We start from the raw sequence: 16,624 nt of genomic DNA on the forward strand, positions 1-16,624 counted from the left end.
CGGCTTAACTTTTGCGGGAAAGATGGATGCCGCTCAGGCCGGATTGTTTCGGCCGCGCGCTGTGCACGATGGCAACGAATACTGAACAAAAAAGACCGCGCCAGACTGCTGGCGAGCGCTTGTCCTGCCTGTCGGCCGACTACGGCCGGCTGCGCGGCATGCAGCGCAATTTGCTGCGCTCGACCGGCGAAAAACGCGCCAAGCTGCAGGCGGATTTTGCCGCGCTGCTCGAACGCTCGCAGGCCGGCCTGGCCAAGCGCCAGGCGGCGCTGCCCAAGCCGGAGTTCCAGGCCGATCTGCCGGTCAACGAACGGCGCGGCGAAATCGCCGAGCTGATTGCCAGGCATCAGGTGGTCATCGTTTGCGGCGAAACCGGCTCCGGCAAGACGACGCAGCTGCCGAAAATCTGCCTCGAACTCGGGCGCGGCGCGGCCGGGCTGATCGGCCACACGCAGCCGCGCCGGCTGGCGGCGCGGTCGGTGGCGACGCGGCTGGCGCAGGAACTGAAGACCCAGGTCGGCGCCGGGGTCGGCGTCAAGATCCGCTTCCAGGACCGCTCCAGCCCGGATAGCTGGATCAAGCTGATGACCGACGGCATCCTGCTCGCCGAGTCGCAGTCCGACCCGTATTTGAGCGCCTACGACACGATCATCATCGACGAGGCGCATGAGCGCAGCCTGAACATCGATTTCCTGCTCGGTTACCTCAAGCAGTTGCTGCCGAAGCGCCCCGATCTGAAGCTGATCATCACCTCGGCGACCATCGATGCCGAGCGCTTCGCCGCGCATTTCGCCGTCGGCGAACAGCTGGCGCCGGTGATCGAGGTCTCCGGCCGGCTCTATCCGGTCGATGTGCGTTACCGGCCGGTCGCCGATCTGGAAAAGAAGGACGACGAGCGCGATCTGTACGACGCCATCGTCGATGCCGCCGACGAGTTGTCGCGGCTGGGCAGTGGCGACATCCTCGTTTTCCTGCCCGGCGAACGGGAAATCCGCGAAGCGGCCGAAGCCCTGCGCAAGCACGCGCTGGCCCGGCCGGGCCTGTCGTCGGCGCATGCGCCGGAAATCCTGCCGCTGTTCTCGCGCCTGTCGGCCGGCGAGCAGGACCGCATCTTCAAGCCGTCCGGCAGCCAGCGGCGCATCGTGCTGGCCACCAACGTCGCCGAAACCTCGCTCACCGTGCCGGGCATCCGTTACGTGATCGACAGCGGGCTGGCCCGGGTCAAGCGTTACTCCTACCGCAACAAGGTCGAGCAACTGCAGATCGAGTCCATTTCGCAGGCCGCGGCCCGCCAGCGGGCCGGGCGTTGCGGCCGGGTGGCGGCGGGGGTTTGCATCCGGCTCTACGACGAGCTGGATTTCAACGCCCGTTCGCCGTTCACCGATCCCGAAATCCTGCGCTCGTCGCTGGCCGGCGTCATCCTGCGCATGAAGTCGCTGCGCCTGACCGATGTCGAGAGTTTCCCCTTCATCGAGCCGCCGCCGCCCAAGGCCATTGCCGACGGCTACGCGCTGTTGCAGGAGCTCGGCGCGCTCGACGAAGAGAATGTCCTGACGCCGATCGGCCAGTCGCTGGCCAAGCTGCCGCTCGATCCGCGCATCGGCCGCATGCTGGTGGCGGCGCGCGACCTCGGTTGCCTGAAGGAAGTGATGGTGATCGCCGCCGGCCTGTCGGCGCAGGACCCGCGCGAACGGCCGCAGGAGCGCCAGCAGGCGGCGGACGAGAAGCACAAGCTGTTCGCCGACGAGAAATCGGAATTCCTCAGCTGGTGGAAGTTGTGGAACTGGTTCCAGAATGCCGTCGAGCACAAGAAGACCAACAAGCAGCTGGTCGACAACTGCCATGCGCATTTCCTTTCCTACCTGCGCTTGCGCGAGTGGCGCGAAGTGCATGGGCAGCTGCATGCGATGGTGGCAGAACTGGGCTGGAAGGAGAACGAGATTGCCGGCACCTTCGAGGCGATCCACCAGGCGCTGCTCTCCGGCCTGCTCGGCAATATCGGCTGCAAGTCCGACGAGTCCGGCTATTACCTCGGCGCGCGCGGCATCCGCTACCTGATCCATCCCTCGTCGCCGCTGCAGAAGAAGGCCGGCAAGTGGATCATGGCCGCCGAGATCACCGAGACGACGCGGCTGTTCGGCCGCTGCGTCGCCCGCATCGAAGCGGACTGGCTGGAGAAAGTGGGCGCTCACCTGATCAAGCGCCAGTACTTCGACCCGCACTGGGAAAAGAAGTCGATGCAGGTCGCCGCCTGGGAGCGGACGACGCTGTACGGCGTGGTGATCAATCCGAAACGGCGCATTCATTACGGGCCGATGGCGCCGGCCGAAGCACGGGAAATCTTCATCCGCCAGGGGCTGGTCGGCGAGGAAATCGACGAAGCCTTTGCCAAGCGCTGGCCGTTCTATCAGCACAACCAGAAGCAGATCCGCGACATCGAGCGCCTCGAACACAAGCAGCGCCGCCAGGACGTACTGGTCGACGACGAACTGATCTTCGCCTTCTACGACCACCTGATTCCCGAAGGCATCCACAACGGGGCCACCTTCGACCACTGGCGCAAGGAGGCCGAGCGCGACAATGCGCAGCTGCTGTTCCTCGCCAAGGACGACCTGATGCGGCATTCGGCGGCCGGCGTGACGACCGAAGCCTTCCCGCATCACCTCAAGGTCGGCGGCGTGGAGTATGCGCTCACCTATCATTTCGAGCCCGGTTCGCCGCGCGATGGCGTGACGCTGACCCTGCCGCTGGCGCAGCTCAACCAGATCCCGGCGGGTCGTCTGGAATGGCTGGTGCCGGGGCTGCTGAAGGAAAAGCTGGTGCAGCTGATCAAGACGCTGCCGCAGAAAATCCGCGCCAAGCTGGTGCCGGTGCCGGAGTTCGTCGAAGAATTCATGGCGGCGGTCGCCGGCAACGACAAGAAGATGGGGCTGGGACTGATCCCGCCGCTGATCGACTACATCCTCGAGGCGCGCGGCCTGAATGCGCGCGGCTGGGCGGTGACGCCGGACGCTTTCCGGCCGGATGCGCTGCCCGCGCATTTTTCAATGAACTACAAGCTGATCGACGAGCATGGCCGACAGCTCGACATGAACCGCAGCCTGATGCAGTTGCGCGCCGACTGGGGCAGGGAAGCCAAGCAGGAATTCGCCGAGCTGCACGAAACGCCGTCCGAATACACCAAATTGACCGACTGGACCTTCGGCGAACTGCCGGAGCTGATGGAAGTGCCGGTCGCCGGCCAGACCGTGCTCGGCTACCCGGCGCTGACCGACGAAGGCGAAACGGTCAGCCTGAAGGTCTTCGATTCGGCCGAGGAAGCGGCCGCCGTGCACCGCGCCGGGCTGCTCCGCCTGTTCATGCTGCAATGTCGCGAGCAGGTGAAGTATTTCGACAAGAACGTCCCCGGCCTGAGCCAGATGGCCATGCAATACATGGCGTTGGGCAGCAACGACGACCTGAAGCGGCAGATCATCGACCTGACTTTCGAACGCGCCTGCCTGAACGAACCGCTGCCGACGACGCCGGCGGCGTTCACAAGCCGCTGCGCCGAAAGCAAGGCACGGCTTGGCCTGGTGATGCAGGAAGTCTGCCGGATGGTCGGCACGGTCCTTACCGAATGGCAGGCGGTGGTCAAGAAGCTGCCCGCCTTCAAGGTGCATGCGGCCGCCGTACAGGATGTCGAAGCGCAGCTGAAGCGGCTGATGGGCAAGCGTTTCGTGCTCGATACGCCGATCGAACGGCTGCAGCACTACCCGCGTTACCTGAAAGGCATCCAGGTCCGCCTCGACAAGCTGAAGGCCGACCCGGCGCGCGATGCCCGTCTGATGGCCGAGTACGCGCCGTTGTGGACCAACTACGAAAGGCGCGCCATCCAGCTTGCCAAGCTGGGCGCCGCCGATCCGCAAATCGAACAGTTCCGCTGGTTGCTGGAGGAGCTGCGCATCAGCCTGTTCGCCCAGGAGTTGCGCACGCCGGTTCCCGTTTCGGTAAAGCGGCTGCAGAAGCAGTGGGAAGGCCTGCTCTCGTCGAGCGGCCGGTAAGGCGGCGTCAGGCCTTGACGTCGATACTGCCGCCGCCGACATCGACCGATATCGACGAGTCGGCCAGGCCGCTGCCCAGCGAACCCAGCGCGGTATAGAGGTCGGAACCGGCTCCCTGGGCCAGCGTGTTGTTCAGTTCGTTCAGGCTCTTTTCGGCGGCCTGGACGTCCCCCTTGGTTTCCTTGTCGGCGGCTGCCAGCTTGGCTTTCAACAGCGCGATGATCTGCTTCAGGACTTTCCGCGCTTCGAGCAGCGCGGCACGCAATTCCTTGTCATCATCGGTGGCATTCGCGTCTTTGTTTTCCTTTGCCTCTGCTGCGGCGGGGTCGGCCGCAGCCTGATTGTCTTCGCCGGCCTCGCTGCTGTCTTCGGCAGCGGTGGCCGACACGCCCGCTTCGGCCGCCACCGGTGCGGCCTCCGGGCTCGCTTCGGCCGACGACGCATCGGCGCTCGCCGCCGCACCTGCGCTCGGTAGCGTGGTACTGGCCGAACTACCTCCCGTTTTCAGCAAATGCCCGAGAGCGGCCAGCTCTTTGGCCAGTCCGCGCACCTGGCGGGCGATGGCCGCGGCTTGTTCTGGGGAAGCATGGAGCAGCATCGCCTTCAGCGAATCGAGCTGGCGTTTGATGAAGGCGGCTTTCGCCGTGGCCGCCTCTTTCGCGCTGTCCTTGGCGCTCGGCATGGCTTTCAGGCGCTGCAAGGCCGACTTCATGTCCTGCATCCACTTCGCCTGCGGATCGTCCGCTTCGCGCAAGGGGCTACCGGTCTTGCGCTTAGTGCCGGCCGAAGCCAACAGGCTGATCGACCCGGCCCATGTTGAGGAATCGAGTTTCATGGCGGGCTTCCGGAGAGTGAAATTAATTTAACGACATATTGCGGATAAACTTGAACGTTGCCGCCCAAAGGCTTCGACATACCGGCACGAAAACGCGGCCCGGGCAGGGCCGCATTGTGTTCTGCGGTGTGCTTGCAATCCGACCAATAGCGAGGTTTCTCTGATGAACGATGTGCTCCTTGCGCTGATGCGCACCCTGTCCAGTTTACGGTCGGGGCGGATCTGGGGCTATGTGCTGCTGCCGGCGCTTGTCTCGCTGGCGTTGTCGATTATGCTGGCCGTTTGGGTGCTCGGCGGACTGGTCGAGCAGATGCTGCTCTACCCGCCGATGAGCTGGCTGATCGGCTGGGGGGCGCTGTGGCTCGCCTATCTGCTGGCTTACCTCGGCGGCTGGATGGCGATCTTCGCCGCGGCCTATCTGACGGCCTCGCTGCTTGCGGCCATCCTGGTCATGCCGCTGCTGCTCAAGTATCTGTCGGAAAACGAATACCGTGACGTTGCGGCGATGGGCAAGGACAGTTTCGTTGCCGCCGCAGTCAACAGCATCGTCGCTTCGCTGCTGTTCGTCGCCGCCTGGCTGCTGACCTTGCCGCTCTGGTTGATACCCGGCCTGTCGCTGATCGTGCCGATGTTGCTGATGGCCTGGCTCAACCGCCGGACCTTCGCCTACGACGCCCTGTCGATGCACGCGACCGAAGCCGAATGGGCGGCGCTGCAGCGCCAGGGCAAGGGCCCGATGTTCATGCTCGGACTGAGCATGGCGCTGTTCGCCCATGTGCCGATCCTGGGATTGCTGGTGCCGGCGCTGGCGGCGCTATCATTCGTTCACTACGGTCTTGAAGCGCTGCGTCGTTCGCGCAGCGGCGCGGTCGTTACCATTGAAGGGGAACGTGTATGAGTCGCACCTTTGGCGCCATTATCATCGGCGACGAGATCCTGTCCGGCAAGCGGCAGGACAAGCACTTCGCGAAAATTGCCGAAATGCTCGGGGTGCGCGGCCTGCGCCTGTCCTGGGTCGAGTATCTGGGTGATGACCGGGAGCGCCTGGCCGCCACCTTCAAGCGCACGATGGCAGCCGGCGACGTGGTGTTTTCCTGCGGCGGCATCGGCAATACGCCAGACGACCACACCCGGCAGGCCGCCGCGGCCGCCCTCGGCGTCGGATTGGAACTGCATCCGGAGGGCTACGAGGAGCTGAAGGCCCGCTTCGCCGGCGAGGAGGTCACCGATCAGCGTCGGCAACTGGTCACCTTCCCGGCCGGCGTCCGGATCATTCCCAATCCCTTCAACCGCATTCCCGGCTTCACGGCCAACGAGCACTACTTCGTGCCGGGCTTTCCGCAGATGGCCCATCCGATGATCGAATGGGCGCTCGATACCCATTACCGCGATCTGTTCAAGCCGGTCGACGGTGTCGTGGAAAAAGCCTTCCTGCTGACCGGCCCCAATGTCTATGAAAGTGCGCTGCTCGATCTGATGGAACGGATCGTCCGCGACTATCCGGCGCTCCGCCTTTTTTCTCTGCCTTCGTTGATCGGCCATGAGCGGAAACATCTGGAACTCGGCGTCGAAGGCGAGCCGGGCTTGGTGGACCAGGCAATGGAAGAAATCCGCCGCGAGATCGAGCGGCGCGGCATTGTCTGGACCTGGCGCCCCTGAGTTGCGGGGCGTTCGGCAGACGTAAAAAAGCCCGCGAATGTCGCGGGCTTTTTGTAGGGCCGGAGGCGCCGAATTACTTGGCGGTGCTCTTCTTGGCAGCAGCGGTCGTCGCGCTGACGGCCTTGCCGGTTGCCTTGGAGGCGGTCTGGATATTGGTTTCGGCGAGATCGGACATCTGCTTGGCCATCGCGGTCATGCTGTCGAAAGCCTTGCTCGATGCGTCGAGCATGGATTGCATGGTGGCGGCGAAGAAGTCACCACCGACCGGGGCCGAGGACTTGGCCTTGGCGACGGCGCTGTTGGCGGTCTTGCTGAAGGTGCTGTACTGGGCTTCCATCACCGAAGTGATTTCCTTCTGCATCTCGCTGACCAGCTCGTAAACGTTGCGCGAGTAGTCAACCAGCTTTTCCATATTCGGCTTGGCCAGTTCGCTGTTCAGCTTGGCGGCTTCATTGGCATCCTTGGCGGCCAGCAGTTGCTGGGTTCCGGCCACGGTGTTGTTGAAGAATTCGCGGGAAGCGGCCATGTTCAGGGCGGTCAGACGCTCGACGCCATTGAAGGCGGTGCGCAGCAGGGCTGTCATGATTTCGGCGTTGGCTTGTTGGGCGGCAGTCAGTTGTTCGAAATTCGGGTTGCTCATCATCTTCTCCAGTATATTTTTGGTGGAACAGGATGCAACAAAGCCCCCGCTTGCGGCGGGGGCTTCTAGGAACAATTACTTGCTCTTCTTGCCGGCAGCGGCAGAGGCGCCGACAGCCTTGACCGTCGCGTTGGTGGCGGCGGCAACATTGGCTTCGGTGATTTCGGCAACTTGCTTGGCAGCCTTGTTCAGGTTGTCGAAAGCGGAGTTGGCGGCAGCAATGGCGGACTTGACGGCAGCAACGGCAACGTCAGAACCAGCCGGAGCGGACTTGGCAGCCTTGTCCAGCAGTTCGGCAACTTGCTTCTGGAAACCACCAAACTGGCCTTCCAGGGTCTTGGACAGTTCTTCCTGAGCCTGGGCGGAGATTTCATAAACGGAACGGGAATAGGCCACGGCCTTTTCAACGTTCGGCTGGGCCAGGGAAGCCTGGATGGACAGGGCTTCTTGCACGTCCTTGGCGCCGAGCAGGGCCTTGGTGCCGGAGACGGAGTCTTCCAGAACGGAACGGGCGGTGTTCAGGTTCAGGGCAGCGATACGCTCGGCGGAAGCCAGGGCGGCGTTGGCCAGGGACAGCAGGGAATCAACAGCGGTTTTGTTGGCGGAAGCGAGTTGCTCGGGATTGGTGAAGTAAGTCATGGGTTATCTCCTAAATGAAAAGTCATGCGAAACAGTCAGAACCGTTGCAGTGCTTTTTTTAGCACATGTTGCACCGCACCATGGATCCAATTATAGGATTGATTGTGGCATTGTCAACAATTTTTTTGTGCGGTGCACAAAAAATGTAAGCCGATGAATAGATGGAAGGTTTCAGGCCCTTTTGGCCCGATCCCGGGTGGCGATTCAATATGCTCCCGGGATGGATGCACTACGGCTGTGCGGCCGGTATGCTCAGGCCGCCAGCGCCCTTGAGCTCCAGGTTTTCGCTGCGCGAAGTGGGGCGTTCCGGCTCGCCGCCTTTGTTTTTGGGCTGAATCACGGCGCGCACGCGGGTTGGCGGCGCTTTCGGATCGCGCTTCTCGCCGGCCGTCACCAGATATTTTTCGCTGATCGCGTCGTACCAGATGTAATCGCCCTGCACCTGATCTTCGCCGCTCTTCACCCAGGCCCGGTGGAACAGTTCGGCGATTTCGCTGTTGCTGTTGTACTCGATGCGCTCGGCTTCCCCTTCCATGTACTCTTCCTTGCCTTCGCGCTTCTGGCGGAAGCGGGCGAGGCCATCCTTGCCGCCGAAGGCGGTCCCTTTCTGGAAGCCGTAACGGTCTTCGGTAACCACGACGCGGTCAGCCTTCAGCGTCATCGTTCCTTTGGTGATCAGCACGTCGCCTTCAAGGATCTGGATTTTCTTGGCATCGTCGATCGAAACCCGGTTGGCTTCAAGTTGCATCGGCTTGTCGCGGTCGGCCCGTTCCGCCAGGGCTGGCTGAGTGGTGAGAAGGCAGAGAGTGAGTGTGGCGAGACGAATGATCATGGCGTTGCCCTCGGGCGAATGTAGAGCCCGGTCACCTGCGATTGCAGAACGAGCGTGGAGGTATTGTTGTCGAGATGCGCGCCGACGCCCTTGATCCAGGACTGGCCCTGGGTAATTTCGACCGGGCTGTTGGTGAAGGCAAAGCCGGCATCCGGCTGGGTGGTGAGGTCCGGCATGCGAGCGACCATGGCTGGGCGATCGGCGGTTGCGGTACGGGTCAGCGTGACGTCGTCCCAGAGAAAAATGGTTTCGCCCTTCGATGTCACCTTGGCATGTTTGGCGATGACTTCGACCGGGGCGGCATCGGGCCGGTAGCTGATCAGTTTGGGGGCGGTCAGTTCGGAACTGTCGTCGTCCGGGTAATGCACCAGATATGGGGCGATCAGCCGGTACTTGACCTGGCCGCTGTCGTCAAAACGACGGACCATGAAATTTTCGGCGATGGCGTCCGGGTCGTGCCGGAGTTTGCCGTCGTTGGCGAGTTCATCCTGACCGATGACTTTTTGCAGCCAAAAAGTCAGGCCGGCGAGCAGCGCCAGCAGAATGATCGGAAAGAGTTGGCTGGGCCAGTGCTTCATCGGGCGTCGAGATAGGGGGCGAAAGCGGCATCGAGCTTGCCCTGGGCGGCGAGGATCAATTCAACGGCCTCGCGCACGGCGCCGTGGCCGCCGCCGGCGTCGGTCACGGCGTGGGCGCGCTCCTTGACGATGGGACGGGCGTTGGCCGGGGCGATGGCCAGACCGCACTGGGTCATGGCCGGCAGATCGATCAGGTCGTCGCCCATGAAGGCGCAGTCCGGCCAGTGCAGGCCTAGCTTGTCGAGCAGGCCGCCGACGACGGCGCGCTTGTCGGCAACGCCCTGATAGACATGTTCGATGCCGAGGTCGGCGGCGCGGGCGGCAACGACGCCTGAGGTCCGGCCGGTGACGATAGCTAGTTCGATGCCGGCACGCTGCATCATCTTCAGGCCGAGGCCATCCTGAACATTGAAGGTTTTCAGTTCGCCACCGTTATCGGTGTAGTGCAGGCCGCCATCGGTCATCACGCCGTCGATATCGAAGGCGACGAGTTTGATGCGGGCGGCGCGGGCGGTGGTGTCCATCAGATAACTTTCGCAGTGAACAGGTCGTGCATGTTGAGCGCGCCGACCAGAACGCCGTCGGCGTCGACGACGAGCAGGGCGTTGATGCGCAGGCGTTCCATCATCTCGACGGCTTCGACGGCGAGTCGATTAGGCCGGATGGTGCGCGGCGCGGGATGCATCACCGAAGCGATGTCGCCCTGACGCAGGTCGATGCGCTTTTCAAAAGCGCGGCGCAAATCGCCATCGGTAAAGATGCCGAGCGTCTTGCCGGCCGGGTCGGTGATGGCGACCAGGCCGAGGCCGCCGTGCGACATGGCGACGATGGCCTCGGTCAGGTCGGTCGCCGGGGCAACGGCGGGTACCTTGTCGCCCGGGCGCATGACGTCGCAGACGCGGGTCAGCAAACGGCGGCCGAGCGAACCGCCGGGATGCGAGCGGGCGAAGTCGTCGGGGCCGAAGCCGCGGGCGTCGAGCAGGGCGACGGCGAGCGCGTCGCCGAGCGCCAGCGCCGCCGTGGTGCTGGCGGTCGGTGCCAGGTTGTGCGGACAGGCCTCCTGTTCAACGGCGGCGTCGAGATGGATGTCGGCTTCGCGGGCCAGCGTCGAGCTCGGCACGCCGGTCATCGAAATCAGCCGGGCCCCCTGGCGCTTGATCAGCGGCACGATGCGTAGCAATTCTTCCGATTCGCCGGAGTTGGAGAGGGCGAGCAGCACGTCGTCGCGGGTAATCATGCCGAGGTCGCCATGGCTGGCTTCGGCCGGGTGAACGAAATAGGCCGGGGTGCCGGTGCTGGCCATGGTCGCCGCAATCTTGCGGGCGATGTGGCCGGATTTGCCCATGCCGCTGACGATCAGGCGGCCATGGCTGTTGATGATCAGTTCGACGGCCTTGGCGAAATCGCCGTCAAGACGGTCGATCAGGGCAGCGACCGCGGCGGCCTCGATGCTCAGGGTCTGGCGACCCAGTTCCAGAGCGCGTTCCGGCGAAAAACGAAGGGCGGGTGGGCTTGGGTTCATGGGCGGGCAACGGTTATGATGGTCGAAGTATACCCGAATCGCGAAAGTCCCCTTGAGCACACTGTCTCTCGTCCTCCTGCTGCTTGGTGCCTCGGTTTTGGCCGTGGTCATCTTCCGCCGCTTCAACCTGCCGCCGGTACTCGGCTACCTGTTTGTCGGCAGCATCATCGGCCCGCATGCACTGAATTTGATGAACGACATGTACCGGGCCGAGTATCTCGCGGAGTTCGGCGTGGTTTTCCTGATGTTCTCGATCGGCCTCGAGTTCTCGTTGCCCAAACTCTATGCGATGAAGCGCATCGTTTTCGGCCTGGGTCTGCTGCAGGTCGTCATCACGATGCTGTTGACCGCGTTGCTGGTCATCGGGCTGGGTATCGGCTGGCAACTGGGCATCGCCCTCGGCGGTGTTTTTGCGATGTCGTCGACAGCGGTGCTGACCAAGCTGCTGGCCGAGCGGATGCAGCTCAATTCGGCGCATGGCCGCGAAATCATGGGCGTGCTGCTGTTCCAGGATCTGGCGGTGGTGCCGATGCTGGTGATCATTCCCTCGTTGACCCAGCCGCCCGAAAAACTGGCGGTGTTGCTGGCGATTGCCTTGCTCAAGGCGATTGTCGTTCTGGCGGTGATTCTGGTCTTTGGCCAGCGCCTGATGCGCAAGTGGTTCCACTTCGTCGCCCGGGCCAAGTCTTCCGAGGTGTTCGTCCTCAACGTGCTGCTGATCACGCTCAGTCTGGCCACTCTGACCGAACTGGCCGGTTTGTCGCTGGCGCTCGGCGCCTTCGTCGCCGGCATGTTGATTTCGGAAACCGAATTCCGCATGCAGGTGGAGGATGACATCAAGCCGTTCCGCGACGTGTTGATGGGGCTGTTTTTCGTGACCATCGGGGTGAAACTCGATCTGCACATCCTGGTCGGCTTGTGGTGGCAGGTGCTCCTGGTTTTGGTCGCTCTGCTGACCTTCAAAAGCCTGATCGTCGGGTTGCTCTCCTGGCGTCTGGGGGCGACGCCGGGGAATGCCATGCGCTCGGCCCTCTGGCTATGTGCCGGCGGTGAATTCGGTTTCGTGCTGCTCGGCGAAATCGCCCACATGCCGAAAGCCATTGAGCAAATCGCGCTGACGGCGCTGGTGCTTTCGATGTTGATCGCCCCCTTCATCGTGCAATACAGCGAGAAGCTGGTGATGCGTTTTGTCGCCAACGAATGGCTGATGCGCTCGATGCAGCTGACGCAGATCGCCGCCCAGTCGATGGGGACCGAAAAGCACGCAATCCTCTGCGGCTTCGGGCGAAACGGTCAGTATCTGGCCCGCTTTCTCAGTCAGGAAGGGGTTGGCTACATCGCCATGGATCTCGACCCGGATCGGGTCCGCGAAGCGGCGGCCGGTGGCGAGAGCGTCGTTTTTGGCGACGCCGGACGCAAGGAAGTCCTGATCGCCGCCGGGTTGATGCGGGCCAGTGTGGTCATTGTCACGATGAGCGATACGTCGCTCGCCGAGCGGGTGCTGCACCACGTCCAGGAATTGCGCCCGGATCTGCCGGTGGTGGTGCGGACTTCCGATGAGCGCGACATGGCCCGTCTGTCCAAAGCCGGCGCGGCGGAGGTCGTGCCGGAAATGCTCGAAGCCAGCCTGATGCTGGCTTCACATGCGCTGGTCCTGGTTGGCGTGCCGATCAATCGGGTTTTGAAGCGCATCCGGCAAATCCGTTCGCAACGTTACCGTCTCCTTCGCGGTTTCTATCGTGGCCAGACCGACCGCGAAGAAGATGAGGATCACCAGCCGCGCCTACATTCGGTCTGGCTCGCCCCGGGTGCGGCAGCCATTGGTCAGACGCTGGCTGTGCTCAATCTGGAGGGGCTGGGCTGCGAAGTCAGCGCCATCCGCCGGCGCGGCATCCGCGCTATCGAACCGGCGCCGGAAACGGTTCTTGAATCAAGCGACGTGGTCGTCGTGCTGGGTGATCCGGGATCTGTGGCGGCAGCTGAACAACGGCTGCTGCAGAAATGAAAAAGCCCGCCGAGGCGGGCTTGGTCAAACTTTGTAGTGGTGTTCAGGAGGCAAAGCAGACTGTGAAAAGCTGGCTGTCTTGCGCAGTCCCTGCGACGATGTTCTGAAATGCGGCAGCCTGCGGTTGGCGATCGGTGATTGTACGCACAGAGCCGGTCTGAGTATTGCCGTCGTCGATCATTATGTCGAGTTGTCGCGCGTAGCGCCCCTGGATGCCGGAGGAACAGATGAAGAAGCTGCCCGTCCAATTCGCGTTGAGGGGATCGCCCGTGATGCCGATGTCGCCACCTTCGGCATTTCTCGGGATGTAGTCGGCTGCTCCGACGATGGGGGTTCCTGTCGCGAGGTTCGCCATTCTGACGTGTTGCCAGAACATGTAGGATTCGTCGTTTTGGGCGGCACCTATCCAATTGCCGTTTATCCGACCATCTCCAAGTCCTGCCGGGGGGACTGCCGGGGTGCATGCCGCAACGCGAGCACAAGCAGCGTTGGCGCCAAGATGATCTGTTGCCGCGCGATCGTCGCCAGGTAGGGCGCGATATTTATCTTGATAGGCGTAGACAAATGCAGAAATGCTATTGAAATCGTTCGCCAGATTCTTGACTTTTGCGCTATTTATTAGCTCTTGCCCCTTCAGTACTCCGCCCAGCAACAGGCCGATAATGACCAGCACAATGGCGATTTCGACGAGGGTGAAGCCTTTTTGATGGCTTTTCATGGCATGCTCCGCTTGTATTTTCTTAAGTTTGTATATGCAAATACCGTGCCCGTAGGGTTGGGTGCAAATTTGCCGGCTTCTGCCTCGATTTAGTGAAAAAGTGTCGAAAAATGGACATTCTGTTTCAGAAATGAACGCCGGGACAAAGCTTTCGCGGCGTCTTGCCAACTGGTCGCATTTGCTGCTGGCCGGCCATTTACTCATGTTGCATGCGCTGGCATTTGGCGGCTGGCAGATTCCTGCTGTGCGCTTGCTGTGGGTGGCGGCGCTCGGTCTGTTCCTGATCTGGCAGCCCTTCGTCGCCGGTGAGCGCCGGATCAGTGCCCGTCAGGGGGCTGTGCTGTTTGCCGCGGTACTGGTTTCAACCTGGTTCATCGGGCCATGGCTGCTGTTGATCTGGTGTGGCGCACTGGCGGCGGCGATTGGCGGGCGCGTGTTGTGGACCGAGCGGCGGGGCGAACGGGCGGGCTATCTGCTGGCCTTCGGCTATCTGGTTGGGGTCACGGTGTTCGGGGTGGTGCCGGAAGTCTCGTCGGCGGTCGCTCTCGACCCCTTGCCGCGCAACGTTATTGCCTATTACATGCCGTTCATTCTGCCCTTGCTCCTCGTCTTTCCGGCCCGGGCGCCGCAGCGGCGGGCCGGCGATGCCTTCGATCTGTTCTATGGCATTCTGGTTTTTCTGGTTCTTGCTGTTTTCGTGCTGGGCGCCCTGGCCTACATGCTGGTGGGCGGGGTCAGCTACGTCGAGTCGCTGTTCAAGACCTCATTGACCGTCGCCGCCGCCTTGCTGGTGGTGGCCTGGGCCTGGAATCCGCGAGCCGGCTTTTCCGGCATCGGCTCGGCGATGTCGCGCTACATGCTGTCGGTCGGCATGCCGCTCGAGCAGTGGCTGGTCCAGTTGTCCGAAGAAAGCGAACGGCAAGTTGATCCGGCGAGTTTTCTCCGCGCCGTGATGCTGCGTTTGCAGGGCATGCCCTGGGTGCGTGGGGTTTCCTGGGCGGTCGGGGGCAAGCTTGGGCAGTCGGGGCAGCAGACGGCGCACCGGCACGTTTACCAGACGAATGACTTCGAGCTGGCGGTCTGTTTTCGCCTGGCCCCGTCGCCGTCAATGCGCTGGCATGTCGAATGGCTGCTGCGCCTGACCGCCGAGTTTTATCTGGTCAAGCGCCAGGCACATGACCTGCAGCGGATGAGCTATTTACAGGCCGTCTATGAAACCGGTGCCCGGGTGACGCACGACGTCAAGAATCTGCTGCAATCGATGCAGGGACTTTGCTATGCCGCCGCCCAGCCCGGTGATCCGGCGCAACTGGCCGGCTTGCTCGGCCGGCAGTTGCCGCAGATTACCGAACGACTGAAGGTGACCCTGGAAAAGCTGCAGTCGCCGCAGGCCGAGAGCGGCGAATGCGTGCCGGCGGCACTGTGGTGGAGTCAATTACAGGACCGTTATGCCGACGCCTCGATTGTCTGGCATGGGCAGTCGACAGCGGAGAGCATGGTGCCGCTCGGCTTGTTCGATAGTGTGGCGGAAAACCTGTTGCAGAATGCCCTGGCGAAGCGACAGCGCCAGGCGGGCCTGGGTATCACCGTCGATTTTGCCGATTCGGTCCTGACGGTGGTCGATGACGGCAGTCCGATTGCTCCGGATGTTGTTGGCCGTCTGTTGCGGGAACCGGTCAGTTCGCACGATGGCTTGGGAATCGGGCTCTATCACGCCGCTCGCCAGGCCGAAGCGGCGGGATATTGTCTGGCTCTGCTTGAAAATCGTCCGGGGCGGGTGGCTTTTAGCCTGTCAGTTCGCCGCTGAGGGAAATTTCGGGCCGCCCCTTTTCGTTGCACGGGCCGATCAGGCGATAAACCACGGTGTCGCCCTTGCCTTTCAGGTAAAGCGTTTGCGGCGCCTCGAAGGTGAAGTGGTCAGCTAGTCGGCGACGCGTCGTTTCATCGACCTGGATCATGCCGGGTACGCCTTCGCTGGTGATCCGGCTGGCCAGATTGACAGTGTCGCCCCACAGGTCGTAGATGAATTTCTTCTTGCCCACTACGCCGGCGACGATCGGGCCGGTACCGATACCGATGCGCACGTCGAGATGCATGTCATTGATGGTGAAATCGCGGCGCAGCAAGTCGCGCATCGCGATGGCCAGTTCGGCGATGGATTTCGAGTAGTTGCTCAGTTCGTTGTTCAGGCCGCCGGCAACCATGTAGGCATCGCCTATGGTCTTGATCTTCTCGACGCCAAAGCGCTCGGCCAACTCGTCGAAGGCCGAGAAAATCCGGTTGAGCATGGCAAAAACCTGTTGCGGCGACAGGCCCTCGGCGATGCGGGTGAAATTGACGATATCGACAAACATCACCGTGACGTCGGCAAAGCCGTCGGCGATGGTTTGCTTATTGTGCTTGAGACGCTCGGCGATGGGGCCGGGAAGGATGTTGAGCAACAGCCGCTCGGAGCGCTCCTGCTCTTCCTGCAACAAGTGGTGAGTGGCTTCCAGGCTGGCCTGTGCCTTGGCTTTCTCCTGGACGGCATAGCGCAGCAGCAGGTAGACGATGCTGGAAATGGCGGCGAAATTTAGAGCGAAAAAGAAGACGCTGGTCCGGATGGCGATCTTCGGCGCCGTCGACGCCACGCTGTCGGCCAGAAAATAGTCGAAAAAGCCGGACAGCGCGGTCAGGAAAATGTAGGCGATGAACCAGGCCAGGGATTCGCGCACGCCGAAAAAGAGCAGCGCGCCGATTGGCGCCAGCAAGCCCCACAGGCTGGTGCCGCTGGCTGTGATGAAATTGCCGATGCCCCATTGCACGGCAAAGGGCGCGAAGAGGAAGAGCGCCAGTTGTGAATAGCGGAAGAAGTCGAAATTGCCGGTATGAAAGAAAAGCAGCAGATTGCTGACGAGCAGCAGCTGGAAAATGAATGGTGCCGTCGCCGAAAACTGTGGCCCCATCTGGCCATACAGGAACAGCCACACCATCGAACCGAGGCAGACCAGACCGGTGGCGAAGATCAGCAGCGATTTCTTCAGCCGTGTTTCGGCATCGTCATCCGGATTGATGCCGGCGTTGCGTAGGGAGAATAGGAAAGGCTGCTGGTTCACGAGAATTCCGGGTAGCGCTCATAACTTCGGCATAAACCAGTGTGGCAGTCGGGGCGGC

The 16,624-nt window shown here is 62.3% G+C and carries 14 protein-coding genes; 5 read left to right on the plus strand and 9 right to left on the minus strand.

Features of this window, described 5'->3' with window-relative positions:
- Positions 1–68: 68 nt before the first annotated feature.
- Entirely contained in the window at positions 69–4,043 is a 3,975-nt protein-coding gene (hrpA, locus tag KI611_RS03930) for an ATP-dependent RNA helicase HrpA (protein WP_226418530.1), read from the plus strand.
- A gap of 7 nt (positions 4,044–4,050) precedes the next feature.
- Here hrpA and KI611_RS03935 read toward each other — a convergent pair whose 3' ends face one another.
- Positions 4,051–4,878 carry a hypothetical protein gene (locus KI611_RS03935; protein ID WP_226418531.1) on the minus strand — a complete coding sequence of 276 codons (828 nt, stop codon included), beginning with the start codon at positions 4,876–4,878 and terminating at the stop codon, positions 4,051–4,053.
- Positions 4,879–5,041: 163 nt separating this feature from the next.
- On the opposite strand from KI611_RS03935, the gene KI611_RS03940 reads away from it, so the two are divergent.
- Positions 5,042–5,776, plus strand: coding sequence for an EI24 domain-containing protein (locus KI611_RS03940; protein ID WP_226418532.1), 735 nt, complete (start codon positions 5,042–5,044; stop codon positions 5,774–5,776).
- Positions 5,773–6,537: a competence/damage-inducible protein A gene (locus KI611_RS03945; protein ID WP_226418533.1), complete on the plus strand. Its 765-nt coding sequence runs from the start codon at positions 5,773–5,775 to the stop codon at positions 6,535–6,537. Before KI611_RS03940 ends, KI611_RS03945 begins: the two co-directional genes overlap by 4 nt.
- A 73-nt stretch (positions 6,538–6,610) precedes the next feature.
- On the opposite strand, the gene KI611_RS03950 is transcribed toward KI611_RS03945, so the two are convergent.
- The 6 genes from KI611_RS03950 to KI611_RS03975 all read right to left on the minus strand — a co-directional run bounded on the left by KI611_RS03950 (position 6,611) and on the right by KI611_RS03975 (position 10,748).
- Positions 6,611–7,177 (minus strand): phasin family protein, encoded by a 567-nt coding sequence (locus tag KI611_RS03950; protein WP_226418534.1) that lies wholly within the window; start codon positions 7,175–7,177, stop codon positions 6,611–6,613.
- A gap of 75 nt (positions 7,178–7,252) precedes the next feature.
- Positions 7,253–7,816: a phasin family protein gene (locus KI611_RS03955; RefSeq protein WP_226418535.1), complete on the minus strand. Its 564-nt coding sequence runs from the start codon at positions 7,814–7,816 to the stop codon at positions 7,253–7,255.
- 229 nt (positions 7,817–8,045) lie between these two features.
- Positions 8,046–8,648 carry a lipopolysaccharide transport periplasmic protein LptA gene (lptA, locus tag KI611_RS03960; protein ID WP_226418536.1) on the minus strand — a complete coding sequence of 201 codons (603 nt, stop codon included), beginning with the start codon at positions 8,646–8,648 and terminating at the stop codon, positions 8,046–8,048.
- Positions 8,645–9,226, minus strand: coding sequence for an LPS export ABC transporter periplasmic protein LptC (lptC, locus tag KI611_RS03965; RefSeq protein ID WP_226418537.1), 582 nt, complete (start codon positions 9,224–9,226; stop codon positions 8,645–8,647). The genes lptA and lptC overlap by 4 nt, the downstream gene beginning before the upstream one ends.
- Positions 9,223–9,750 (minus strand): KdsC family phosphatase, encoded by a 528-nt coding sequence (locus KI611_RS03970; RefSeq protein WP_226418538.1) that lies wholly within the window; start codon positions 9,748–9,750, stop codon positions 9,223–9,225. Before KI611_RS03970 ends, lptC begins: the two co-directional genes overlap by 4 nt.
- The gene (locus KI611_RS03975) at positions 9,750–10,748 is read right to left on the minus strand and encodes a KpsF/GutQ family sugar-phosphate isomerase (RefSeq protein ID WP_226418539.1); all 999 of its coding nucleotides are present in this window, start codon (positions 10,746–10,748) and stop codon (positions 9,750–9,752) included. Before KI611_RS03975 ends, KI611_RS03970 begins: the two co-directional genes overlap by 1 nt.
- A 52-nt stretch (positions 10,749–10,800) precedes the next feature.
- Here KI611_RS03975 and KI611_RS03980 point away from each other — a divergent pair, with 52 nt between their 5' ends.
- Positions 10,801–12,753, plus strand: coding sequence for a monovalent cation:proton antiporter family protein (locus tag KI611_RS03980; protein WP_226418540.1), 1,953 nt, complete (start codon positions 10,801–10,803; stop codon positions 12,751–12,753).
- Between the two features lie 43 nt (positions 12,754–12,796).
- Here the strand turns inward: KI611_RS03980 and KI611_RS03985 are convergent, their stop codons facing one another.
- A complete protein-coding gene (locus tag KI611_RS03985) occupies positions 12,797–13,471 on the minus strand; it encodes a prepilin-type N-terminal cleavage/methylation domain-containing protein (RefSeq protein WP_226418541.1) in 675 nt (224 codons plus the stop codon).
- 130 nt (positions 13,472–13,601) lie between these two features.
- On the opposite strand from KI611_RS03985, the gene KI611_RS03990 reads away from it, so the two are divergent.
- Positions 13,602–15,278 carry a hypothetical protein gene (locus KI611_RS03990; protein ID WP_226418542.1) on the plus strand — a complete coding sequence of 559 codons (1,677 nt, stop codon included), beginning with the start codon at positions 13,602–13,604 and terminating at the stop codon, positions 15,276–15,278.
- Here the strand turns inward: KI611_RS03990 and KI611_RS03995 are convergent.
- Positions 15,256–16,566 (minus strand): adenylate/guanylate cyclase domain-containing protein, encoded by a 1,311-nt coding sequence (locus KI611_RS03995; protein ID WP_226418543.1) that lies wholly within the window; start codon positions 16,564–16,566, stop codon positions 15,256–15,258. The genes KI611_RS03990 and KI611_RS03995 overlap by 23 nt on opposite strands.
- Positions 16,567–16,624: the final 58 nt, after the last annotated feature.

It is taken from the genome of Dechloromonas denitrificans (assembly GCF_020510685.1).
In the GTDB taxonomy this organism is placed as follows: domain Bacteria; phylum Pseudomonadota; class Gammaproteobacteria; order Burkholderiales; family Rhodocyclaceae; genus Azonexus; species Azonexus denitrificans_A.

Excerpts from the sequence above, each read along its gene's own strand:
- KI611_RS03955 (WP_226418535.1), bottom strand. The coding sequence starts at position 7,816 with ATGACTTACTTCACCAATCCCGAGCAACTCGCTTCCGCCAACAAAACC.
- KI611_RS03975 (WP_226418539.1), bottom strand. The coding sequence starts at position 10,748 with ATGAACCCAAGCCCACCCGCCCTTCGTTTTTCGCCGGAACGCGCTCTG.
- hrpA (WP_226418530.1), top strand. The coding sequence starts at position 69 with ATGGCAACGAATACTGAACAAAAAAGACCGCGCCAGACTGCTGGCGAG.
- KI611_RS03970 (WP_226418538.1), bottom strand. The coding sequence starts at position 9,750 with ATGGACACCACCGCCCGCGCCGCCCGCATCAAACTCGTCGCCTTCGAT.
- lptA (WP_226418536.1), bottom strand. The coding sequence starts at position 8,648 with ATGATCATTCGTCTCGCCACACTCACTCTCTGCCTTCTCACCACTCAG.
- KI611_RS03985 (WP_226418541.1), bottom strand. The coding sequence starts at position 13,471 with ATGAAAAGCCATCAAAAAGGCTTCACCCTCGTCGAAATCGCCATTGTG.
- KI611_RS03935 (WP_226418531.1), bottom strand. The coding sequence starts at position 4,878 with ATGAAACTCGATTCCTCAACATGGGCCGGGTCGATCAGCCTGTTGGCT.
- KI611_RS03940 (WP_226418532.1), top strand. The coding sequence starts at position 5,042 with ATGAACGATGTGCTCCTTGCGCTGATGCGCACCCTGTCCAGTTTACGG.
- KI611_RS03950 (WP_226418534.1), bottom strand. The coding sequence starts at position 7,177 with ATGAGCAACCCGAATTTCGAACAACTGACTGCCGCCCAACAAGCCAAC.
- KI611_RS03990 (WP_226418542.1), top strand. The coding sequence starts at position 13,602 with ATGAACGCCGGGACAAAGCTTTCGCGGCGTCTTGCCAACTGGTCGCAT.
- KI611_RS03945 (WP_226418533.1), top strand. The coding sequence starts at position 5,773 with ATGAGTCGCACCTTTGGCGCCATTATCATCGGCGACGAGATCCTGTCC.
- lptC (WP_226418537.1), bottom strand. The coding sequence starts at position 9,226 with ATGAAGCACTGGCCCAGCCAACTCTTTCCGATCATTCTGCTGGCGCTG.